Genomic DNA, 22,754 nt, shown 5'->3' on the forward strand with positions numbered 1-22,754 from the left:
TATAAAAGGATGATTCCTGTTTCCAACTCCTATTGTAAAATCAGCAAGAAAAAATTTTATTTTCACTTTAAAGCCATTAAACCATGCAAAAACAATTGTTACTGGGTGTAGAAGCCATTGCCCAGGGTGCTATCGATAGCGGAATATCCGGTGTATATGCTTATCCCGGAACACCTTCTACAGAAATTACAGAGTATATTCAAAACTCGCAACAAGCTATTCAAAGGAATATCCACAGAGAATGGTCTGCCAATGAAAAGACAGCCATGGAAGCAGCATTGGGCATGTCCTACGCAGGGAAAAGGGCCTTGGTCTGCATGAAACATGTCGGTATGAATGTCGCCGCAGATTGTTTTATGAACGCGGCCATTACGGGAGCAAACGGAGGAATCGTCATTACCGCAGCAGACGATCCTTCTATGCATTCTTCCCAAAACGAACAAGATTCCAGAGTATACGGAAAATTCGCTTTGATTCCGATCCTGGAACCCTCTAATCAACAGGAAGCTTACGAAATGGTACGCTATGCTTTCGCCCTGTCCGAAACCGTCGGAAGTCCCGTATTGCTTAGAATCACTACCCGTCTGGCACATTCCCGCGCCGGTGTGAACATACACGAAGCCTTGGCGGAAAATAATCTCCGGTTACCCGATAATAAGCGACAGTTCGTATTGCTTCCGGCAATTGCCAGAAAACAATACCGTCTGTTATTAAACAAACAAGCTGACTTCAAAGAAGCTTCTGAGAACTCCCCCTTCAATCATTTTTCTGAAGGGCCTGATAAATCTTTAGGCATTATTGCTTGTGGGATAAGTTACAATTACGTCATGGAAAATTTTGAAGGCCAATGTCCTTATCCTTTATTGAAAATATGCCAATATCCTTTACCCCGCAAATTGATAAAGCAAATATTAGCAGAGTGTGAACGTATTTTGGTCGTAGAAGAAGGCTATCCCCTTATCGAAGAACTTTTAAAAGGTTATCCGGGAGATAAACGAATTAGCGGACGGCTGGACAATACCCTTCCCCGGGACGGAGAGTTGAATCCCGATTTACTGGCAAAAGCCTTGGGATTGCAGATAAAAGAAGGAGCCGCAGTACCGGAAATCGTGGTTCCGCGTCCTCCTGCCCTATGCGTAGGATGTAGCCATAGAGATGTTTACAATGCTTTGAATGAAGTACTTTCCACTTATGGTGAAGGCCATGTCTTTTCAGATATCGGTTGTTATACCTTGGGAGCTCTTCCCCCCTTCCAGTCGATCAATTCCTGCGTAGATATGGGAGCCTCTATCACGATGGCCAAAGGTGCTTCGGATGCAGGCTTATATCCCGCAGTGGCCGTTATAGGAGATTCCACTTTCACGCATTCTGGAATGACCGGCTTACTGGATGCAGTAAACGAACATTCTCCCATTACCATCATCATCTCGGATAACGAATCTATCTCTATGACAGGAGGACAAGATTCCGCCGCATTGGGGAAAATCGAATCCATTTGTCAAGGAATAGGAGTCGATCCTCAGCATATCCGGGTACTCAATCCGGTACCTAAAAACCATGAAGAATTATGCCGGATTATTCGGGAAGAAATTGAATACCAAGGAGTATCTGTCATTATTCCCCGCAGAATCTGTATCCAAAAAGCGCGTAGAGAAGGAAAAAAACAAAAATGAAAAAGTAAATAAACAGTTCCTAGGGAGCTGATCAGACAACTTTTTCTGACTTTAAATTTAGACCAATATGAAAACAAATATAATTTTAGCCGGAGTCGGCGGACAAGGTATTTTGTCGATAGCTGCAGCACTGGGATCGGCAGCATTAAATAACAATTTGTATATGAAACAAGCTGAAACCCACGGCATGAGCCAGAGAGGAGGAGACGTCCAATCGTTCATGCGGATTTCAGACCGACCTATTTATTCCGATCTCATTGCAAAAGGGAAAGCCGACATCATACTCTCTGTGGAACCCATGGAAGCCCTTCGTTATTTACCTTATCTGAAAGAAGGCGGATATGTAGTTACAAATTCGACTCCCCTCATTAATATTCCGAACTATCCGGACATTGAAATAGTATTACAAACCCTAAGAGACCTGCCTCACCGGATCATTATCGATGCGGATCAGATAGCGAAGGAAACCACCGGACAGACAAGAGCCAGTAATTTTGTCATGTTAGGAGCAGCCTCTCCCTTTATAGAAATTCCTTTTGACTATCTGGAAGAAGGCATACGTTCCATCTTTAGCCGGAAAGGCGAAACCATCGTAGACATGAATTTAAAGGCCTTACATGCAGGCAGAAAATTCGCTCAGGAAAATTTATAATCCTTCCCTTAAGTCTTTTAAAGGATTTGTTTCATTCCTGAAAAGACGAGAGGGAAAGACTAAGTGATATCTTATTATCAATAAGGGCAATACATTTTAAAATCAAATGTAAAAGCCCTTATTTTTTGTGTTTTGTTTTTTACTTTTTATTTTAAAATATTATCTTTACCGAATTTTAAGAGAAATATAAATAGATTCAAACAAATATTAACAAACAGACTGTTGTAACTGTTATAACCGTTGCGACTGTTGTAACTTAAAAATTTACACATGAAAGGACTAAAAATTGTTGTTCTTGCGAAGCAGGTTCCCGACACAAGAAATGTGGGAAAAGATGCAATGAAGGCTGACGGAACTGTAAACAGGGCAGCTTTACCTGCCATTTTTAACCCTGAAGATCTAAATGCTCTGGAACAGGCATTGAGAATAAAAGATAGCCTGGAAGGTACGACGGTACATATTCTCACGATGGGACCGGGACGTGCTGCAGAAATTATCCGGGAAGCGATGTACCGGGGAGCAGATGGAGGTTATTTGTTATCAGACAGGGCTTTTGCAGGCTCAGATACATTAGCGACTTCTTACGCCCTGGCTTGCGCCTTGCGAAATCTGAAGCCGGACTTGATCATTTGCGGACGTCAGGCGATCGATGGGGACACCGCCCAGGTAGGTCCTCAGGTGGCTGAAAAAATGGCTTTGCCTCAGGTAACCTATGCAGAAGAAATTCTCTCTTGCGATGCCCAGAAAATAACGATCAGGCGGCGCTTGGAAAGAGGTGTGGAATTAGTGGAATGCCCTGTACCTTGTGTAGTGACCGTAAACGGCTCTGCTGCACCTTGCCGTCCCAGAAATGCACGCCGCGTACTGAAATATAAATATGCGAAAGCCACTTCCGAAGCACAAAATGCCGGAGAAGATTATTTTACTCTGATCAACCAAAGGCCTTATCTGAAAATTACAGAATGGAGTGTCAACGATATCGAAAGTGACCCGAAGGATTTAGGATTAAGCGGTTCTCCTACAAAAGTAAAGAATATCGAAAATGTGGTATTCCAGGCAAAAGAGGCCAAAGTATTAACGGCATCTGACACCGATATTGAAGAAATGATGAAGGAATTGATTACCAATCACACCATCGGATAATTGAAAACATACGACAGAAAATCATTTTTACCCCAAAAATGAGAAGCTGCAATTAAAATATATTGACGGTTTTAGACTCTCTTTATCAGAAGGAATCTGAAATCTAACATCCAAAATTAAAACTATGAATAGTGTATTTGTATATTGCGAAATAGAAGAGGGTGTGGTCGCCGACGTCAGTCTAGAACTGCTGACCAAAGGTCGTACTCTTGCTAATAAATTAGGTGTAAAATTAGAAGCGATTGCTCTGGGATATGGACTGAATGAAATCGGCAAACAAGTATTTCCTTACGGAGTAGACGTATTATGGGTCGGAGACGATAAAAAACTATCTCCTTATACGACTCTTCCTCACACCGCTGTATTGGTAAATCTTTTTAAAGAAGAAAAACCCCAGATCGCTTTTATGGGAGCAAGCAGCATCGGACGCGATTTAGGTCCGCGGGTTTCTTCAGCTCTTCACAGTGGATTGACGGCCGACTGTACCAGTCTGGAAATCGGAGATTACGACGATCCCAAAAATCAAAAGACCTACCACAACCTTCTCTATCAAATACGCCCTGCTTTCGGTGGAAATATTGTGGCCACTATTGTCAATCCGGAATGCCGTCCTCAAATGGCAACTGTTCGGGAAGGCGTAATGAAAAAAGAAATTTACAATCCGGATCATCAGGGAGAAATTAAAAAAATAGATGTCGCCCGTTATGTAAATGAAACAGACTTTATCGTAAAAGTCATCGAGCGTCATATGGAAAAATCCAAAGTGAACTTAAAAGCCGCTCCCATTATCGTTGCCGGAGGGTATGGAGTTGGTTCCAAAGAAAATTTCAAGTTGCTTTATGAACTGGCCGAAGTATTGGGAGGAGAAGTGGGAGCTTCCCGCGCAGCTGTAGATGCCGGTTTTTGTGAACACGAACGCCAAATCGGACAGACGGGTACCACAGTACGTCCTAAATTATACATTGCTTGTGGTATTTCCGGACAAATACAACATACCGCCGGAATGGAAGAATCTGCCATGGTAATTGCAATCAACACGGACGTCAACGCTCCGATTAACAAATTTGCTGACTACGTCATTACGGGCGACTTAAATGTGATTATCCCGAAAATGATTCAGTATTATAAGAAAAATAGCAAATAAACAGGTATTATAAACGGATTATTTTACTTAAACCGGGATATACCTCCAGTTTTAATTTCATTAAAATTTTACATATGGCAAATTTTTACACAGATAATGAAGATATAAAATTCCATCTCGGTCATCCGTTGATGGAAAAAATCGTAGCTTTAAAAGAACAGAATTACACCCAGGCCGAAAAATACGAAGATGCCCCCCGGGATTATGAAGATGCTTTCGATAATTACGATAAAGTATTGGAAATCGTAGGGGATATTTGCGGGGAAATCGTTGCCGTAAACGCTGAGTCGGTAGACAATGAAGGTCCGCAAGTTATTGACGGACATGTTCAGTACGCCGCAGGAACTCAACAAAACATCGACGTTATCAATCAGGCCGGTTTAAACGGGATTTCCCTGCCGCGGGAATACAACGGATTGAATTTCCCCATCGTTCCTTTTATTATGGCAGCCGAAATCGTAGCGCGAGCAGATGCCGGTTTACAGAATATCTGGGGATTACAGGACTGTGCAGAAACAATCAATGAATTTGCAAACGCAGAACAGAAAAGCAAATACCTGCCCCGGGTAAGTGCAGGAGAAACCTGTGCGATGGATTTAACCGAACCGGATGCCGGTTCCGACTTACAGGCCGTACAATTGAAAGCGACGTACAACGAAGCCGATGGGAAATGGTACCTGAATGGAGTAAAGCGGTTTATCACAAACGGAGACGGACATATATCTCTGGTATTAGCCCGTTCTGAAGAGGGAACAAACGACGGACGTGGTTTGTCTATGTTTATCTACGATCGCAGCAATAATGCCGTAACGGTGCGCCGTATTGAGAATAAATTAGGTATCAAAGGTTCTCCTACCTGCGAGTTGGTATTTAAAAATGCTCCGGCAGAATTAGTAGGAGAACGTAAAATGGGCTTGATCAAATACGTGATGGCTTTAATGAACGCCGCACGTCTGGGAATCGGAGCACAATCGGTCGGCATTGCAGAAGCCGCCTATCGGGAAGGCTTGAAATACGCCCAGGAAAGGAAACAGTTTGGCAAAGCAATTATCGAATTCCCGGCTATTTATGAAATGCTTTCCAATATGGAAGCCAAATTACACGGTATACGTTCTGTATTGTATGAAACGGCCCGCTTTGTGGATGTTTATAAAACTTATTACCACATCTCCAAAGAAAGAGCTCTGGACAAAGAGGAAAGGAACGAAATGAAAGAATATCAAAAACTAGCTGATATCTACACTCCTCTGCAAAAACTTTTTGCCAGTGAATACGCCAACGAAATTACTTACGATGCTCTGCAAATTCACGGAGGTTCCGGTTTTATGAAAGACTATCCGATCCAACGGCTGGTGAGAGACGCCCGTATTACGAATATCTATGAAGGGACTTCACAATTACAGGTAGTAGCTGCCATCCGGGGAGTAACCACAGGACAGTATGCCAAACATATCCGTGAAGTATACGAAAAAGCCGAAATCGCTCCGGAAACGGAATATTTACGCGAACAATTGAAAGGCATGACCGAACAACTGGAGACAGCCACCCAAACAATAGGAGAAGTCGGCAATACGGAATACACCGACTTCCATGCACGCCGTTTGGTCGAAATGGCCGGTTATACCATCATCGGTTATTTATTATTGCTGGATGCACAACGGGCTCCCCGTTTTATGAAATCAGCAGAAATATTTATAAAATACGGTCAGGCAAAAGTATGTGCACATGCGTCTTTTATCGCTAATTTCAATCCGGATCAATTGGGTATGTATAAAAAATAAAAAACGTTTGTAAAATCAGAATGAAAAAGAACAATACAGACTTTTTTGAATCCCTATATTCGGAAATACCAAACGGAAATAAAGGACATTTTTTTAATAACTTGACTGTATAACAATGACCTCTACTGCCATTCTGAACAGAAATGAAAACAATCTTCTGTCTTCAGAATGGCCTTTTTCTTTTTGAAGAAGGAAAATTTAGGCAGTGGCTCGTTAAGCTATAGGACAGATCTATCAGATTTTAACAACATCAAATTTTTTGTTAAAAGCATGTCTGAAAACAAAATTCTAAGTAATAATCATTACTTTTCGTATCCAAACCAATACATTTAAAACCTTTCAATATGAATTTATTTAAATTTTTACTCACCGGCATTTGCGTTTTTATCCTTTGTGGCCTAAGCGCTCAGGAAAATGCACTTTGGACCCGTTATCCGGCTATCTCACCGGATGGTAAGACAATAGCTTTTAATTACAAGGGAGATATTTATACGGTAAATGTAGAAGGGGGAAAAGCTACACAACTGACGACAAACCCGGCATACGACGGTTGGCCGGTATGGTCTCCGGACAGCAAAACCCTTGCCTTCGCTTCCAACCGCTCGGGTAGCATGGATGTATATACCGTACCTGCCACAGGCGGAGTCCCCACTCGTCTTACCTGGAATTCAACGGGAGAAACGCCTATTACGTTCACACCGGATGGGAAAAAAATTCTCTACCGGGCCCGGATTATGCCCGATGCAAACTATACCCAATTTCCTTCGGGCTCTCAAATTTACGCAGTTCCCGTACAGGGAGGACGCCCGGAACAATTCTTAACATTCGACGCAAACGATATTCATTTCAATAAAACCGGGGATAAGATCATCTACCACGACTACAAAGGTTATGAGGACAACTGGCGGAAACACCACAAATCTTCTGTGACCCGCGATGTTTGGATTCACGATTTGAAAACCGGTAAATTCACCAATATTACGTCGAAAGAAGTAGAAGACCGGAGTCCTGTTTTTACAACAGACGAACAAGGAATCTATTTTTTAAGTGAACGTTTCGGAGATTTCAATGTATGTAAACTATCCTTGGATAATCCACAACAGATCGCACAGATCACACATCACTCCAAACATCCGGTACGGTTTCTTTCCCGTTCCAACGACGGAACACTTTGTTATTTTTTCAACGGAGAGATCTACACCTTAAAAGAAGGCCAACAGCCCAAAAAAGTAAAAATAAACATCATTACCGACCAAGTAGAACCTCAGGTAACCTCCAGCACGATGAGAAACGGAGCCCGTGAAATAGCGCTGTCTCCCAACGGGAAGGAAATTGCATTCGTCTTAAGAGGGGACGTATTCGTCACTTCGGTAGAATACAATACGACGAAACGCATCACCAACACTCCTACCCAGGAAAGAAGTGTGAGTTTTTCTCCGGATGGACGCTCATTAGTCTACGCAGGAGAACGGAACGGCCAATGGCAGATTTATACAGCTTCTCTGGTAGACACTACCGATAAACTGTTTACTTACGCAAAAGAGATAAAAGAAGAACAAATCACCAAAGGCAAAAATGCCTGCTTCGAACCTTCTTTTTCTCCCAATGGAAAAGAAATCGCTTACCTGGAAAACCGCACGGAAATTAAAGTTATTGATTTAAAAAGCAAAAAAGTACGGACGGTATTACCTGCAAAATACAACTATTCTTATAGCGACGGCGACCAATGGTATCAGTGGTCCCCCGACGGGAAATGGATATTGGCCAAATACTTTGAACACGGCGGATGGCAGAATAGCGATGTGGCCCTCGTAAAAGCCGATGGGAGCCAGGAAATTCACAACCTGACCAATAGCGGTTATTCCGATGCCTCTCCGAAATGGATGATGGACGGAAAAGCCGTGATCTGGTTCTCTGACCGTGCCGGATACCGTAGTCACGGTAGTTGGGGAGCACAATACGACGTTTATGGTCTTTTCTTAGACCCGGAAGCCTGGGACGAATTCAATATGAGTAAAGAAGAATACGCCTTGGCGAAAGAGATGAAAAATAACGACAAGAAAAAAGAAGAGGCCAAAAAAGGAAATAAGAAAGAGGAGAAAAAGGGAGAGAAAAAGGAGGACAACAAGAAAAAAACAGAAACGACCTCATTGCCCGAACTCCATATCGATCTCACCAACTTAGAAGACCGGATAACCCGCTTGACGATTAATTCTTCCAATCTGGGCGACGCCGTACTGACTAAAGATGCTTCTAAATTATATTACCTGACTCGCTTTGAAGGAGGCTACGATTTATGGGTGAGGGATTTCAAAGAAGGCACAACCCGTATTCTGGCAAAACTGAATAAATGGGGAGGTTCGCTGGAAATGGATAAAGAAGGAAAAAACTTATACATGCTAGCCAACGGACAAATCAGCAAAATAGATATCAACAGCGGGAAAGCAACCCCTGTAACTTATGAAGCTGAATTAGAATTGAAAAAACCGTTAGAGAGAGAATATATATTCGATCATGCCTGGCAACAAGTAGTGGATAAATTTTACGACCCGAAACTGCATAATGTTGACTGGGAATTTTATAAAAAAGAATACAAACGCTTTTTACCCCACATCAACAACAATTATGATTTTGCAGAGGTATTAGGAGAATTGCTGGGAGAATTGAATGCCTCTCATACTGGAGCCAGTTACTACGCACCCAGTTCGGCGAAACAAACAGCAGTTTTAGGAGCTTTCTACGATCCGGAATATAAAGGAGACGGGTTGAAAATTCAAGAAGTATTGGAGAAAGGACCTCTGACTTCCGCCAAGACAAAGATCAAAGCCGGAGTTATTATAGAAGAGATCAATAACCAACCGATTAAAGCCGGAAAAGACTATTTCCCTTTATTGGAAAATCAGACGGGGAAAAGAGTATACCTGACCCTTTATAATCCGCAAACCAAAGAGCGCTGGCACGAATACGTCAAACCTATTTCAAGCGGAACGCAATCGGAGTTACTTTATAACAGATGGGTAAAAAGCCGGCAAGACCTGGTGGAAAAATTGTCAGGAGGGGAAATCGGTTACATCCATATCCGCAGTATGGATAGCCAAAGTTTCCGAAAAGTATATTCCGAATTGTTTGGAAAATTCCGGAATAAAAAAGCGATTATTTTAGATACCCGTTATAATGGAGGAGGGTGGTTGCATGAAGATTTGGCTAATATGTTAGGCGGGAAAAAATTTGCAGAGTTTGTTCCCCGCGGCCAATATATCGGACAAGATCCTTTTGCCCAATGGACAAAACCATCCGCCGTTATCATGAGCGAAAGCAATTACAGTAATGCCCACGGCTTCCCTTGGGTTTACAAAGAACTGAAATTGGGAAAACTGATCGGGATGCCGGTACCGGGAACCATGACTGCCGTATGGTGGGAATCTCAGCAAGACCCGACTTTAGTATTTGGAATTCCGGAAGTAGGTATGAAAGATAATCAAGGACGTTTTCTGGAAAATCTTCAACTGGAACCAGACATCCGGGTAACCAATGATCCGGAATCTGCTATCCAGGGAAAAGATTTACAAGTAGAAGCCGCTGTAAAATCTTTGATGGAAGAGATTAAATAAAAAACGTCTAAACGTAAAAAGATTCAAATGTTTAAAAGATTAGAAGGACTTGGTTCCTGATTAATGCTCGTCTGACGACCCGCTGATGAATGAACTTTCGATGCTGATTCAAAATTAGACCGAAACAGAAGTTCATTCATCCGCAGAGCATGAATCAACTTTCATTTAAACATTTGAATCTTTTTACGTTTAAACCTTCAAAACAAAAAACGTTTGTAAAGCCTAGTCGTTAGGGGAAATACAAACTTTTAGAATAAAAATACCCCTTGTTTTTCACATTCTTCCCTTATCTCATCGGGCCAGATTCCCGCCTGCACTTCCCCGATATGACATTTATGTAAAAGCAGCATACAAAGCCGGGATTGTCCAATCCCCCCTCCCATAGTCTGTGGCAATTTTCCCTCCAATAACAAAGAATGAAAATAGAGCTCTTTCCGTTCCTCACATTTCCTTAACTTTAACTGTCGCAGTAAGGCTTCTGGATTAACCCGGATACCCATGGAAGAAATTTCAAAAGCAGCCTGCAAAACGGGATTCCATACGATAATATCGCCATTTAACCCGTCTAAATTCCCCTCCGTCGGAGTAGACCAATCGTCATAATCCGGAGAACGATCATCGTGTATGCTCCCGTCTGCTAAAGTTCCCCCTATTCCCCGAATAAACACTGCCCCATGCTTTTCTGCAATCAATTGTTCTCTCTCTTTAGGCGTTTTATCCGGATAAAGCTGTCTTAATTCTTCGGCATGGATAAAATAGATTTCGTCCGGTAAAAATGCTTGTAAAACCGGAAATTGTTCACTCAACAAAAATTCTGTCCGTTTTAAAGCGGCATAAATCCGGCGTACACAGGTATTTAAACGTTCGACAGTCCTTTCTTGCGGAAGGATCACTTTTTCCCAATCCCACTGATCCACATAGATCGAATGAATATTACTGATTCCCTCATCAGGACGCAAAGCGTTCATATCTGTATAAATACCTAATCCGGGTTGGATGTGATGCCGCCATAAAGCATAACGTTTCCATTTTGCCAAAGATTGCACGATCTCCGCCTCTCCTCCTCCCAACATCCGGGTCCGAAACCGGACCGGTAATTCCTTACCGTTCAAATTATCATTCAAGCCTTTTCCCGCAGCCACAGCAATCGGAGCCGTAATTCTCCTCAATTTTAATTCAGCAGCCAAAGCCAACTGAAAAGTATCTTTTACAAATTTAATCGCATGCTCCGTTTGCCAGACATCCAGCAAAGAGCGGTAAGCCCGTGGTAAAAATAATTGTTTCATGTGTATCTGTATATAATTAAACAAAAAAGCCTCCCTTTTACAAGGAAGGCTATACTTGATCAGGATTTTATATGCGTCAACTTTCACAATAACCTTCCTCTTGCAACGGATTAACATTGCAATTATTAAAAAGATTATTGTTATTCAGATGCTTCACTGTATTTCGTATTTCGATCACCTGCCAAAAGTATAGAAAGAATCGCAGAATGACAAGCAAAGCTGTTTAAATTTTAAACATTCAGTATTTATTTTCACAAAAAGTTTTTAATCCCACTCTTTTCTCCTTTTCCTCCTTAGGACCTGCTTTTAAAACGCCGAACCAGCCAGGTAAAAGAAAAGAAAAGGAGGAAACACAATACGATAGTGGCTCCGGAAGGAATTTTCAATCCGGCGGAAACAAAAAGGCCGATAACCGATCCGAGCGTACTGATCAAAGCCGAAGCTAAAAGCTGCTGCCGGAAATTCTGATAAAGCATTCCAGCAATTGCCTGTGGAATAGTCAGATAAGAGATAACCAATATAATCCCCGCCAATTTCATACACAACACCACACAAAGAGCAATAATTAGCATGATACCGGTTTCCAGAAAATTGACGCGGATATGGAGAGTTCGACTATATTCTTTGTCAAAAGCAATATAAAAAAGAGGACGGTAAAAAAGAGCAAAAAAGACAAGGATAAAAATGCAAAGTAATATCGACAAAACAATCTGACCGAAAGTAATCGTCAATATATTCCCAAAAAGATAAGACATCAAATTAGGGGCATATCCCGGGGTCAAATAAATAAAAAGCACGCCTATTGCCATACCGGCCGACCAAAATATTCCGATCAGGGAATCTTCCCTCACTTTCCTATTCTCCGAAAGGAAAAGTATTCCCCAAGCGGCCAGCACAGAGAATACCGCTGCGCCTAAAAGGGGAGCAAATCCCATATAATAGGCAAATCCCAAACCGCCAAAAGAAGCATGGGTAATTCCCCCGCTAATAAACACCATCCGCTTGGCAACGATATAAGTACCCACTAAGCCGCAACTAATTCCAATCAGTATGGTACTTATCAGTGCATTCTGAAAAAAATCGTAGTTTAATAAATCAAACATAATAAGAATCCGATCTATAAAATTAATTCCAAACCTTTTTTCATTCGGGATGTTCTGTCAATACCCGATGTGGAATTTGCCCGTGAGTTATCAGCTCAATCGGACAATTATACAATTTCAATTGTTCTGAAGATATTAAATTCGAATGATGATAATGCAATTCCCGGTTTACACAAGCAATGGTTTTCACATAAGAACAAATTGTCCCCAGATCGTGAGAAACCATAATAATACAAAGACTTTTATTCAACTCTTTCAGTATGGTATAAAACTCTTTTTCAAAATTACTGTCTACATAGGTAGTGGGTTCATCCAATATCAATACCCGGGGAGAGGAAATAATTGCCCGGCATAAAAATACGCGTTGCATTTGCCCTCCGGACAATTCTCCAATAGGCATTTTTATATATTCCTTCATCCCATATTTTTCCAGTAATTCCTCCGCTTTTTTCTTATCCTCTCGTCCATAGGTCTTAAAAAGCCCTTTCTCTGACAAAAGACCGGAAAGCACCACTTCCCTTACATCAATAGGGAAGCGCTGATCGAAATGACTATTTTGAGGTAGATATCCAAAAAGATTTTGTAGAGGAGCATAGTATTCCACTTCCCCGCTAAAAGGCTTTAACAATCCCAGAATAACTTTCAAAAGTGTCGTTTTTCCGCCTCCGTTTGGTCCTATAATACCGATAAAATCCTGTTCCTCCACTTTCAGGTTTACATTTTTCAACACCGGAACAGTCTCATAACCGGCTGTAATATTTTTCAATTCCAGAATTGTCGTCATTTTTCCCGATTTCAATTTAATTTCTCTTTCAATATACGAATTAAATTTTCCATTTCCGCCATCCAGTCGGGACTAAGTGGGTCTATCGGAATAATCTGGACACCGGTTTCCGCGGCTACGGAATTAGCATTATTGACGTCAAATTGATTTTGAATGAAAATAAGGGGAATTTTCTTTTCCCGGACAATGTCCACGATTTTTTTCAAATGCCTGGGGTCGGGTTCCTTCCCTTCTTCTTCTATTGAAATTTGTTCCAAACCGTAATCACGGGCAAAATATGTGAGTGCCGGATGATAAATCAGAAACGTACGTTGAGTTTTACCTGCCAATTCCTGCTCCGCCTGCTGAGCCAACTGCTTTATACGTTTTTCTAAACGCTCATAATTGGCCCGAAACACAGCTTGTTTTTCAGGATAAGTCTCAGCAAGTACTTCGTAAATTTCCCGGCTCATCATCAGCGCATAGCGGGGTGACATCCATACATGTGGGTCTACGCTTGCCTGAGGATGCTGTACATGAGCCGAAGCATGTTGACAATCTCCAGCTATCAATTCTAATGTATCGGAATGCCTGATCAATACCGGTTTCTTTTTTCCTTCCAATACCGGATATAAATGTACTGTTTCAAAAGGCAAATAACCTACTGCAAAACAAATATCGCTATCTAACAGTTTTTTCAATTGCTCGGTATTTAAGTCGGAAGTAGCTGGATTCATCCCCGGAGGCACCATGACATTTATCTTTACGTAATCTCCGGCAATTTGCTCCACAAAATACTGCTGGGGTAAAATACTGACACTGACGATTCGTTCATCTTTAGGCTTAGAAGCACAGGAGAAAAAGAATAACAGAACGGGCAAAAAAGGAAGTATTTTGGTTAACTTAATGCTAATCATATTATTAAAAGGAATATTTTATTTAAGAGGGTAAAGATAATACATTTCCCTCCAATATAGATCAGTCTTTCTATTTTTTTCGTTTTGTTTTCAAAATCCATTTTGGTGAAAATATTCGAATGTGAAAATGTATAAATGTTTAAAAAGAGTTTTACAGAAGTCACGGGTTTTCGGGACCTGACTGGCAAAATCTTTCAGACTTCTGATCAGCGGAACTACAATTCGGATAAATAAATTTCAATCGGGAACTTTTGTTCCACCCATCCGGCTTGCGCCAATTTGTTTTCCCAATTTCTGCCTTCAAAAAGTAAAACTTTATTTTTTCGAACATTTTCACTCTTAAACACTTGAACATTTAGATACGTTCACCTTATCACCCTTAAACTTTATTCCCTTTAAACATTCAACTGATAGTAGGAAGTTTTTTTGCTTTCAGACCTAGATTTTTTTAGCTTTGCAACGGAATCCATATTTAAAAAAATTTAAAACGTTTGAAATATGAAATATGATTTAATTGTCATCGGGAGTGGTCCCGGAGGTTATGTAGCCGCTATCCGTGCAGCACAATTGGGGATGAATGTGGCTGTCGTAGAAAGAGCAGAATTAGGAGGTATTTGTTTAAACTGGGGATGTATTCCCACCAAATCTCTTTTAAAATCGGCTCAGGTACTGGATTACGCCCGCCATGCTGAAGCTTATGGCGTTCAAGTGATGGAAGCCCAGCCCGATTTCAATGCGATAATCGCCCGAAGCCGCGGAGTGGCAGAAAAAATGAGTAAAGGTATTCAATACTTATTCAAAAAAAACAATATAACGGTCCTGGAAGGAAATGGGAAACTGACATCCGATAAGAAGGTAGAAGTGACCGATAATACAGGTGTTTCCCAACTCTACGAAGCTCAGCACATCATTCTCGCCACAGGTGCCCGTTCCAGACAATTACCGGCAATTCCCCAGGACGGGAAACGCATCATTGGTTATCGGCAAGCTCTCACCCTGGATCATTTGCCCGCTTCTTTGCTCGTAGTCGGTTCCGGAGCCATCGGTTCCGAACTGGCTTGGTTTTATAACGCCATGGGGACAAAAGTTACTTTAGTAGAATTTATGCCGAATGTATTGCCCGTAGAAGACGAAGAAGTTTCTAAGCAAATTGCCCGTTCTTTCAAAAAAGCCGGCATTGAAGTAATGGTTAAGTCTACTGTAGAGAGTGTAGATACCACAGGAGAACTATTAAAGATCAACATTCGGAATAAAAAAGGAGAAATCGAAGTAAAAGAAGCCGAAATTGTTTTGTCCGCAGCCGGTATTACGCCCAATGTAGAACATATCGGTTTGGAAGAAGCCGGCATTGCACTGGAAAGAGGACGCATTCAGGTAGACGACTTTTATCGCACAAACGTGGAAAATATCTATGCAATCGGAGACATCGTGCACGGTCCGGCTTTAGCTCATGTCGCTTCTGCAGAAGCCATCTGTTGTGTAGAGAAAATCGCCGGTCTTCAGCCCGAACCGATTGATTACGGTAATATCCCGGGATGTACTTATACCACTCCTGAAGTCGCTTCTGTCGGTCTTACCGAAGCCAAAGCCCTGGAAAACGGATACGAAATCAAGATAGGAAAATTTCCTTTCACTGCTTCAGGGAAAGCCAGTGCTGCCGGTGCAAATGAGGGATTTATTAAATTAATCTTCGATGCAAAAGAAAACACCTTACTGGGCGCTCATTTAATCGGAACAAACGTAACAGAGATGATTGCAGAATTAGTATTGGCCCGGAAGAAAAAGGTTACAGGCCACGACCTCATTAAAACCATTCACCCTCACCCGACTATGAGCGAAGCAATTATGGAAGCTGCTGCAGCGGCATATGACGAAGTAATTCATCTTTAACATTAGCGGACTTCAGGGTGCAGGCAAAAAAATTTTCCTGTCTTTTCAGCAACAGACAGGAAAAAGTTTTAATAATGAAATTTTTAACTGTTTTTAAATATGAAAAAAATCTTATTGATTACCGCCCTTAGTATGAGCTGTGCAGGCATTTTCGCTCAATCGCTTACAGACAAGGACTTAAATGAAATTCGTTCCAGCTTGAAAAAAGATGCTTCTACGCAAGCCATTCAAAACATTTTAACCGTAGACAAAAACATAAAAGAGAATGCGCTGAACCGGGAATTGCAAGGAAAAATCGACCATTTTTTCAAATACCGGGTTAATGTGAAAGGAATTACCGATCAGCACAGCTCCGGACGCTGTTGGATGTTCACTTCCATGAATGTACTCCGGCCTTCTATCATGGAGAAATACAATTTAAGTCACTTCGATTTTTCACACAACTATACTTACTTCTGGGATATTTTTGAGAAATCGAATTTGTTTTTGGAAAATATCATTACAACGGCTTCAAAACCGATGGACGACCGGGAAGTCACGACTTATTTTCAATCGCCTGTAAACGATGGAGGCGTATGGAATCTTTATTATAATGTTGCTCAAAAATATGGAGTGGTACCTCAGGAAGTCATGCCAGAAACAGCTCATTCCAACAATACCTCTCAAATGGTTAATATTCTCAACGAAAAACTTCGCTTAGGGGGATATACTTTGAGAGAAATGGCTGCAGCTGGTAAATCAGCTAAAGACTTACGTGCAGAAAAGAAAGAGATTTTAAAAGATGTCTATCGTATTCTTTCTCTTTGCCTGGGAGAACCTCCCCATACGTTTACCTGGAGATACAAAGATAAAGAAGGAAATATCAAAGAATTGGCAAACTATACCCCTTTGCAATTTTATAAAGCGATCACCCCAGCAGATTACAGTCCGGAAAACTATGTTATGATTATGAATGATCCTACACGGGAATATTATAAATTATACGAGATACAAAATTACCGGAATGCAGTAGAAGGAGTAAACTGGGTATACCTGAATCTACCCAACGAAGACATCAAGAAAGCGGCTCTGGCTTCCATTAAAAATAACGAGGCGATGTATGCCTCCTGCGACGTAGGGAAACAACATCAACGGGAAACCGGTATTCTGGATCCGGAGATGTACGACTATGAAAGTCTTTTGGGAGTAAAATTGAATATGGATAAAAAAGCCCGCATCTTAACCCGTCAAAGCGGTTCTTCACACGCCATGACATTAGTGGGATGTGATACGGACGAAAACGATCAACCCGTAAAATGGGAATTTGAGAACAGCTGGGGAACCAAAGCCGGTAACCAAGGTTATCTGACATTTACCGACAAATGGTTCGACGAATATATGTTCCGGATCGTAATCCATCGGAAATACTTGGATGAAAAAGCCATCCACAGTTTAAAATCAAAACCGATTCCATTACCGGTATGGGATTATATGTTTTAAAGAATCCCCCGAGGGCAAACGGATGCCCTGCACCGGATTAAAACCCGTTTAACGCTTCACTGACGAATGAATTTCCGATGCTGATAGAAAGAGATTGTCATCAGCATCCCCCTTTGCCCGTCAGTGAAGCGTTAAGTTTTTTTCGTCAGGCTCCTCAAGCCATTCCGGCCTTATATATCAAAACAGTAGCATAAGCGGAAACCCCCTCCTCCCGGCCTTCAAAGCCTAATTTTTCTGTCGTCGTCGCTTTAACAGAGATTTCTTCTTTTTCTATACCTAAAATGCCGGCCAAACAAGATTGCATTTGAGGAATAAGGGATTTTAATTTAGGACGCTGCATACAGATGACACTATCGATATTCCCGATTTCAAATCCTTTCTCCCGTATAAGTTCTACGGTTTTTCTCAACAATATTTTACTGTCGATGCCTTTAAAGGTATCTGAGGTATCCGGGAAATGATACCCAATATCGCGCATACCGGCCGCTCCGAGCAAAGCATCACAAATGGCATGAATCAAGACATCCCCATCGGAATGAGCAACACAACCTTTTTCATGCTCTACTTTTATACCGCCCAGCCAAAGTTCCAAACCTTCTTCTAAGCGGTGTACATCTATACCAATACCCGTTTTTATTTTCATTTTCTAGTTTTTACAAAAATGTTATACCGATCTTGAATGTTTAAAATTACAACTTATTTATAAGCTTGACAAAAATAGATGCATTCTTTGAAGAGACGAAGGTTTTCTTTAAAAAAGAGAGGGTTTTTCAAAGGATAAATACATTTTTCCTTACATTTGTTCCTGTATTGTGATCCGACTATAAAATTTAAATCTTTCATCCCAGGGGAAATGATTCCTTTTTGTAAAGGACGACAAAATAAACAAGGGAGGAAAAAATTTTCAGCAAAGGATGTTCTTTAATGTAGGCTTGACATGTATTCTATTCCGCAACTTTATAATGATTTTATCCGGGGCCATCGGGTAACAACAGACTCCCGTAACATACAGGAAGGCGATGTCTTCATTGCTCTTAAAGGAGAAAATTTCAATGGAAATCAATTTGCCCGTTCAGCTCTGGAAAAGGGAGCTTCTACAGCTTTTGTGGATGATAAAGCATACCTTCTTTCTGAAAAATGCCTATTCATTCCCGATGGTTTGGGTTTTCTGCAGGAAATAGCCCACTACCACCGGCATCGGTTGGGCCTCCCGATTTTGGGGATCACCGGCACAAACGGCAAAACGACAACGAAAGAATTATGCCAGGCCGTACTTTCAAAACGTTACAGAACGATTGCTACTCAAGGGAATCTGAATAATCACATCGGCGTACCGCTGACTTTGCTGAGCATGGACGAAAATACGCAGTTCGGAATAGTCGAAATGGGAGCCAATCATCCCGATGAAATCAAAGATTTATGCGAAATAGCCGATCCGGACTTCGGATTGATTACAAATATCGGCCAAGCTCATTTAGAAGGATTCGGCAGTTATGAAAATATCGTCCGGACTAAAAAACAATTATACGATCATATTTTTCGGAAATCAGGAAAAGTATTTGTCCATACAGAAGACCCGTTGTTGATGCAACTTTCCGAAGGCCATACCCGAATTCTCTATGGAAAATCCGAGGGGGATCTGAAAGGGGAAATCAAACAAACCCTCCCCTATCTGGTATATGCTTTGAAAACCTTAAAAGGAGATCTTTACATCAAAACGCATTTAATCGGGAGTTATAATTTTGACAATGCCCTGGCAGCTTCCTGTGTAGGCCAGTATTTCGATGTTAATCCTTTACACATTCAGGAAGCCATTGAAAGCTATCGCCCGACAAATCTTCGCTCCCAATTGGTCAAAACAGCACACAATACGGTGATTCTGGATGCTTATAATGCCAATCCGAGTAGTATGAGTGTAGCAATCAAAAACTTTGCCGAAATACAAGCTTCTCCTAAAATACTTATTCTGGGAGAAATGAGGGAATTGGGAACAGTCAGCGAGGAAGCCCACCGCAAGATTGTTTCTTTAGCCACTGAAAACCCAGCTCATACCGTATTTCTCGTTGGAAATAATTTTGAACATTGTGGCGATAATCGTAAATTTATCCGTCATTTTAAGGATACAGATACACTGATTGAATATCTAAAAGCACATCCGCTCCATGCCTCTTACATTTTTGTAAAAGGTTCAAGAGGGAATAAACTGGAAAGAATTGTCGAATTTTTATAATCCCGACACTGTGAATACTAGAATTGTCATCATACCGACTTACAACGAAAAGGAAAATATAGAAAATATTATCCGTTATGTAGCCGGTCTTCAACCTGCTTTCGATATCCTTATTATCGAAGATAATTCCCCCGATGGAACCGGAGATATCATAGAAGGACTGCAAAAAGAATTTGCCCAGTTACATATGATTCGCCGGACAGGCAAATTAGGACTGGGAACGGCCTATATTACGGGTTTTAAATGGTGTCTGGCGCAAGGATATGAATATATCTTTGAAATGGACGCTGATTTTTCCCACAATCCTGACGATCTTATCCGTTTATACAATGCCTGTGCTTCAGGGGCAGATATGTCCATCGGTTCCCGGTATGTCACGGGAGTTAATGTGGTGAATTGGCCCATGGGCAGAGTGTTGATGTCTTATTTTGCATCCAAATACGTCCGGTTCGTTACGGGCATGAAAATCCATGACGCCACCGCCGGATTTGTATGCTATACCCGTAAAGTTTTATTAGCTATTGATCTGGATAAAATCCGTTTCAAAGGCTATGCTTTTCAGATCGAAATGAAATTCACCGCGTGGACCCTCGGGTTTAAGTTAAAAGAAGTACCGATTATTTTTACAGACCGTACCTTAGGAACCTCTAAAATGAGCGGAGGAATTTTCACGGAAGCCTTTTTAGGCGTAATTACAATGAAGCTCAGGAGCCTTTTCCGGAAAAAAAGGAAATAATATTTCGGAAATCCGGCTACATTACAAATAATACTGGGAATATGAAAAAAATCATCCAAGGAGGAACCCTCATCAATGAAGGACGCATTTTTCAAGCGGATATCCTTCTAGAAAACGACCGTATCGCAGAGATTTCGGATCATCTTTCAGAAGCTCAATTCGAAAATGCAGAAATCATAAATGCCCAGGATCACTATGTCATCCCCGGCGTCATCGACGATCAGGTGCATTTTCGGGAACCCGGGCTTACCCGTAAAGGTGATATTGCAGAAGGCAGCCGGGCAGCCGCAGCAGGAGGAGTCACCTCTTTTATGGACATGCCCAACGTCATTCCACCGACCACCACTCTCCGCTTGCTGGAAGAAAAACAGGAAATCGGACAACGGAATTCTCTGGTAAACTACTCTTTCTATTTAGGAGCAACTTCGGAAAATATCGAAGAAATTCGGAAAGCAGATCCCCGGACCACCTGTGGAATAAAAGTTTTTATGGGTTCTTCTACCGGTAATATGCTGGTAGACCATATTCCAACTCTGGAACGGATATTCGCCGAAGCCCCCCTTTTAATTGCTACGCATTGCGAAGATACCCCTTTGATCAACAAAAATCTGGCAGCATTCCGACAACGCTATGGAGAGGCCATTCCTCCCGAAGCCCATCCGCTTATCCGGAGCCGGGAAGCTTGTTTTAAAAGTTCTTCCTTAGCCGCAACACTGGCACGGAAATACAAAAGCCGTTTACATATTCTCCACCTTAGCACCGCTGAAGAAACAAAATTACCGGATTCAGGTATACGCACCCAAAAACAAATTACCGGAGAAGTCTGTGTTCATCACCTCTGGTTTAATGATCAAGCGTACACCTCCAAAGGGAATCTGGTGAAATGGAATCCGGCCATCAAAACAGAGCAGGATCGGTTAAGCCTGTTAAAAGCAGTAAAAGAAGGGAGGATCGATATTATTGCCACAGACCATGCCCCTCATTTGTTGAGTGAAAAAAATGGTCCTTATACTCAGGCTGCCAGCGGAGGACCCATGATCCAACATTCTTTAACCGTTATGCTGGAATTGATGGAAAAAGGTTATTTTTCGTTAGCAGAAATCGTCGACCGGATGTGTCATGCCCCGGCCGATTTATTCCATATTTCCCAAAGAGGATACCTCAGAAAGGGTTATAAAGCGGATATCTGTATTTTCAAAAAATCTCCCTGGACGGTAACGAAAGACAATCTTCTTTACCGTTGTGGCTGGTCGCCCCTGGAGAATACCTCCTTTACTTATCAAGTTCAACTCACCCTTGTAAACGGCCATAAAGTCTATGAAAAAGGCACTTTTTACGAGGATCGTAAAGGCGAATTATTACTTTTTGAACGATAAATCAAATCTCTACCACAAGACAAACTCCCAATAAGAGTAAAAAAAGAATATTTCCCACTATCGGCAAGCGGGAAGTTACAAAATACTGAGAATAAATATAAGCAAGCGGAAGCGCCACCAAATACATCATGTCAAAATGGATTCCAGGTATAAAAAGAAGGGTTAATATACAGAAAAACAACATCGAGACTAAGGATAACATACTCCTTCGCTGGCTCACCATTGAAACCGGATAGTAAACGGTAATATAATAAAGGGAAATAAACAGCAAAAATAACAACGTACCGTAACGTACGATCTGAAATATTGTCAATTGACGCAGGTATTCTCCCTCCAACAAATTGTCTTTAAAAAGAGAGAAAAATTCATTTAATTGATCTGTCCAATAATAATAAAAAAACGTAAAATAAACCGGTGTTAAAATACCGATCAAAAGAGCCATAATGTCTTTTAAGGTAGATCTTCCTGAAAAAAACAACACACAAAAAGCCCACAATACCAACAAAATAAACTTGGGATAAAAAAGAACGGTCCAAGCAATCCAAAACCCGAAATTAAAAATAAAACGATTGGATTTGGTATTATTTATCGCTCCCAACAAACCGATAAAAGCCAAACTGATAAAAAAAGTGAAAAACAAAATCCAGCTGAAAGTCCCCTGCACAATTAAACCGAATGTCAATAAAACATAGATCACAGCCGGCAGGGTGGTCTGCTGAGCCAGAAACTTATACCAGGCATTAATAAAAAATAAGAAATAAGCAATTCCCAGCGTAAAAAGACAAATAATATAGGCCTTTCCTTCCGGTCGTATACATGCAACGACATCCGAAGGTATGAGTCCTTGTGTAGCGATCCCTTCCGGCAGATTCCGGCCGAAATAAAAATGACAAACGCCCGCTATTGCCACCACCAATGGCAATATAAAAAGCATATATGTCTTTTTCGACCTTAAATAACCGTCAAAAAT

The 22,754-nt window shown here is 41.3% G+C and carries 17 protein-coding genes; 11 read left to right on the forward strand and 6 right to left on the reverse strand.

Annotated elements, in window-relative coordinates; genetic code table 11:
- The first annotated feature begins 83 nt into the window (after positions 1 to 83).
- The 6 genes from HMPREF9449_RS10025 to HMPREF9449_RS10050 all read left to right on the forward strand — a co-directional run bounded on the left by HMPREF9449_RS10025 (position 84) and on the right by HMPREF9449_RS10050 (position 10,004).
- Positions 84 to 1,673 (forward strand): thiamine pyrophosphate-dependent enzyme, encoded by a 1,590-nt coding sequence (locus HMPREF9449_RS10025; RefSeq protein WP_009137143.1) that lies wholly within the window; start codon positions 84 to 86, stop codon positions 1,671 to 1,673.
- A gap of 67 nt (positions 1,674 to 1,740) precedes the next feature.
- Positions 1,741 to 2,325 carry an indolepyruvate oxidoreductase subunit beta gene (locus HMPREF9449_RS10030; protein WP_009137144.1) on the forward strand — a complete coding sequence of 195 codons (585 nt, stop codon included), beginning with the start codon at positions 1,741 to 1,743 and terminating at the stop codon, positions 2,323 to 2,325.
- A 270-nt stretch (positions 2,326 to 2,595) separates the two neighbouring features.
- Complete coding sequence (locus tag HMPREF9449_RS10035; protein ID WP_009137145.1) at positions 2,596 to 3,468, forward strand: electron transfer flavoprotein subunit beta/FixA family protein; 873 nt, start codon at positions 2,596 to 2,598, stop codon at positions 3,466 to 3,468.
- 124 nt (positions 3,469 to 3,592) lie between these two features.
- The gene (locus HMPREF9449_RS10040; protein ID WP_009137146.1) at positions 3,593 to 4,612 is read left to right on the forward strand and encodes an electron transfer flavoprotein subunit alpha/FixB family protein; all 1,020 of its coding nucleotides are present in this window, start codon (positions 3,593 to 3,595) and stop codon (positions 4,610 to 4,612) included.
- Positions 4,613 to 4,686: 74 nt separating this feature from the next.
- A complete protein-coding gene (locus HMPREF9449_RS10045; RefSeq protein ID WP_009137147.1) occupies positions 4,687 to 6,393 on the forward strand; it encodes an acyl-CoA dehydrogenase family protein in 1,707 nt (568 codons plus the stop codon).
- Positions 6,394 to 6,737: 344 nt separating this feature from the next.
- The gene (locus HMPREF9449_RS10050; RefSeq protein ID WP_009137148.1) at positions 6,738 to 10,004 is read left to right on the forward strand and encodes a S41 family peptidase; all 3,267 of its coding nucleotides are present in this window, start codon (positions 6,738 to 6,740) and stop codon (positions 10,002 to 10,004) included.
- Positions 10,005 to 10,252: 248 nt separating this feature from the next.
- Here the strand turns inward: HMPREF9449_RS10050 and asnA are convergent, their stop codons facing one another.
- From asnA to HMPREF9449_RS10070, 4 genes are all read right to left on the reverse strand, one after another.
- Positions 10,253 to 11,290: an aspartate--ammonia ligase gene (asnA, locus tag HMPREF9449_RS10055; protein WP_040611782.1), complete on the reverse strand. Its 1,038-nt coding sequence runs from the start codon at positions 11,288 to 11,290 to the stop codon at positions 10,253 to 10,255.
- A 293-nt stretch (positions 11,291 to 11,583) separates the two neighbouring features.
- Positions 11,584 to 12,393, reverse strand: a complete 810-nt coding sequence (locus HMPREF9449_RS10060; RefSeq protein WP_009137150.1) for a metal ABC transporter permease — start codon at positions 12,391 to 12,393, stop codon at positions 11,584 to 11,586.
- Positions 12,394 to 12,433: 40 nt separating this feature from the next.
- Positions 12,434 to 13,177, reverse strand: a complete 744-nt coding sequence (locus tag HMPREF9449_RS10065) for a metal ABC transporter ATP-binding protein (protein WP_009137151.1) — start codon at positions 13,175 to 13,177, stop codon at positions 12,434 to 12,436.
- Positions 13,178 to 13,188: 11 nt separating this feature from the next.
- Entirely contained in the window at positions 13,189 to 14,073 is an 885-nt protein-coding gene (locus tag HMPREF9449_RS10070) for a metal ABC transporter solute-binding protein, Zn/Mn family (protein WP_009137152.1), read from the reverse strand.
- A gap of 498 nt (positions 14,074 to 14,571) precedes the next feature.
- Between HMPREF9449_RS10070 and lpdA the strand changes: the two genes are divergently transcribed.
- Positions 14,572 to 15,963 carry a dihydrolipoyl dehydrogenase gene (lpdA, locus tag HMPREF9449_RS10075; RefSeq protein WP_009137153.1) on the forward strand — a complete coding sequence of 464 codons (1,392 nt, stop codon included), beginning with the start codon at positions 14,572 to 14,574 and terminating at the stop codon, positions 15,961 to 15,963.
- 99 nt (positions 15,964 to 16,062) lie between these two features.
- Positions 16,063 to 17,442: a C1 family peptidase gene (locus HMPREF9449_RS10080; RefSeq protein ID WP_009137154.1), complete on the forward strand. Its 1,380-nt coding sequence runs from the start codon at positions 16,063 to 16,065 to the stop codon at positions 17,440 to 17,442.
- A gap of 154 nt (positions 17,443 to 17,596) precedes the next feature.
- Here HMPREF9449_RS10080 and ispF read toward each other — a convergent pair whose 3' ends face one another.
- Positions 17,597 to 18,085 (reverse strand): 2-C-methyl-D-erythritol 2,4-cyclodiphosphate synthase, encoded by a 489-nt coding sequence (gene ispF / locus HMPREF9449_RS10085; protein ID WP_009137155.1) that lies wholly within the window; start codon positions 18,083 to 18,085, stop codon positions 17,597 to 17,599.
- Between the two features lie 294 nt (positions 18,086 to 18,379).
- Between ispF and HMPREF9449_RS10090 the strand changes: the two genes are divergently transcribed.
- From HMPREF9449_RS10090 to HMPREF9449_RS10100, 3 genes are read left to right on the forward strand one after another with little or no spacing between them, the layout of a single operon-like run.
- Positions 18,380 to 19,672, forward strand: a complete 1,293-nt coding sequence (locus tag HMPREF9449_RS10090) for a UDP-N-acetylmuramoyl-tripeptide--D-alanyl-D-alanine ligase (RefSeq protein ID WP_009137156.1) — start codon at positions 18,380 to 18,382, stop codon at positions 19,670 to 19,672.
- 10 nt (positions 19,673 to 19,682) lie between these two features.
- Positions 19,683 to 20,408, forward strand: a complete 726-nt coding sequence (locus HMPREF9449_RS10095; RefSeq protein ID WP_040611786.1) for a polyprenol monophosphomannose synthase — start codon at positions 19,683 to 19,685, stop codon at positions 20,406 to 20,408.
- Positions 20,409 to 20,449: 41 nt separating this feature from the next.
- Positions 20,450 to 21,784: a dihydroorotase gene (locus tag HMPREF9449_RS10100; RefSeq protein WP_009137158.1), complete on the forward strand. Its 1,335-nt coding sequence runs from the start codon at positions 20,450 to 20,452 to the stop codon at positions 21,782 to 21,784.
- Position 21,785: 1 nt separating this feature from the next.
- Here the strand turns inward: HMPREF9449_RS10100 and HMPREF9449_RS10105 are convergent, their stop codons facing one another.
- Positions 21,786 to 22,718 carry a hypothetical protein gene (locus HMPREF9449_RS10105; protein WP_147640057.1) on the reverse strand — a complete coding sequence of 311 codons (933 nt, stop codon included), beginning with the start codon at positions 22,716 to 22,718 and terminating at the stop codon, positions 21,786 to 21,788.
- Positions 22,719 to 22,754: the final 36 nt, after the last annotated feature.

It is taken from the genome of Odoribacter laneus YIT 12061 (assembly GCF_000243215.1).
Classification (GTDB): domain Bacteria; phylum Bacteroidota; class Bacteroidia; order Bacteroidales; family Marinifilaceae; genus Culturomica; species Culturomica lanea.

Excerpts from the sequence above, each read along its gene's own strand:
- HMPREF9449_RS10060 (WP_009137150.1), bottom strand. The coding sequence starts at position 12,393 with ATGTTTGATTTATTAAACTACGATTTTTTTCAGAATGCACTGATAAGT.
- HMPREF9449_RS10035 (WP_009137145.1), top strand. The coding sequence starts at position 2,596 with ATGAAAGGACTAAAAATTGTTGTTCTTGCGAAGCAGGTTCCCGACACA.
- asnA (WP_040611782.1), bottom strand. The coding sequence starts at position 11,290 with ATGAAACAATTATTTTTACCACGGGCTTACCGCTCTTTGCTGGATGTC.
- HMPREF9449_RS10040 (WP_009137146.1), top strand. The coding sequence starts at position 3,593 with ATGAATAGTGTATTTGTATATTGCGAAATAGAAGAGGGTGTGGTCGCC.
- HMPREF9449_RS10050 (WP_009137148.1), top strand. The coding sequence starts at position 6,738 with ATGAATTTATTTAAATTTTTACTCACCGGCATTTGCGTTTTTATCCTT.
- lpdA (WP_009137153.1), top strand. The coding sequence starts at position 14,572 with ATGAAATATGATTTAATTGTCATCGGGAGTGGTCCCGGAGGTTATGTA.
- ispF (WP_009137155.1), bottom strand. The coding sequence starts at position 18,085 with ATGAAAATAAAAACGGGTATTGGTATAGATGTACACCGCTTAGAAGAA.
- HMPREF9449_RS10065 (WP_009137151.1), bottom strand. The coding sequence starts at position 13,177 with ATGACGACAATTCTGGAATTGAAAAATATTACAGCCGGTTATGAGACT.
- HMPREF9449_RS10045 (WP_009137147.1), top strand. The coding sequence starts at position 4,687 with ATGGCAAATTTTTACACAGATAATGAAGATATAAAATTCCATCTCGGT.
- HMPREF9449_RS10100 (WP_009137158.1), top strand. The coding sequence starts at position 20,450 with ATGAAAAAAATCATCCAAGGAGGAACCCTCATCAATGAAGGACGCATT.
- HMPREF9449_RS10070 (WP_009137152.1), bottom strand. The coding sequence starts at position 14,073 with ATGATTAGCATTAAGTTAACCAAAATACTTCCTTTTTTGCCCGTTCTG.
- HMPREF9449_RS10080 (WP_009137154.1), top strand. The coding sequence starts at position 16,063 with ATGAAAAAAATCTTATTGATTACCGCCCTTAGTATGAGCTGTGCAGGC.
- HMPREF9449_RS10105 (WP_147640057.1), bottom strand. The coding sequence starts at position 22,718 with ATGCTTTTTATATTGCCATTGGTGGTGGCAATAGCGGGCGTTTGTCAT.
- HMPREF9449_RS10030 (WP_009137144.1), top strand. The coding sequence starts at position 1,741 with ATGAAAACAAATATAATTTTAGCCGGAGTCGGCGGACAAGGTATTTTG.
- HMPREF9449_RS10025 (WP_009137143.1), top strand. The coding sequence starts at position 84 with ATGCAAAAACAATTGTTACTGGGTGTAGAAGCCATTGCCCAGGGTGCT.
- HMPREF9449_RS10090 (WP_009137156.1), top strand. The coding sequence starts at position 18,380 with ATGTATTCTATTCCGCAACTTTATAATGATTTTATCCGGGGCCATCGG.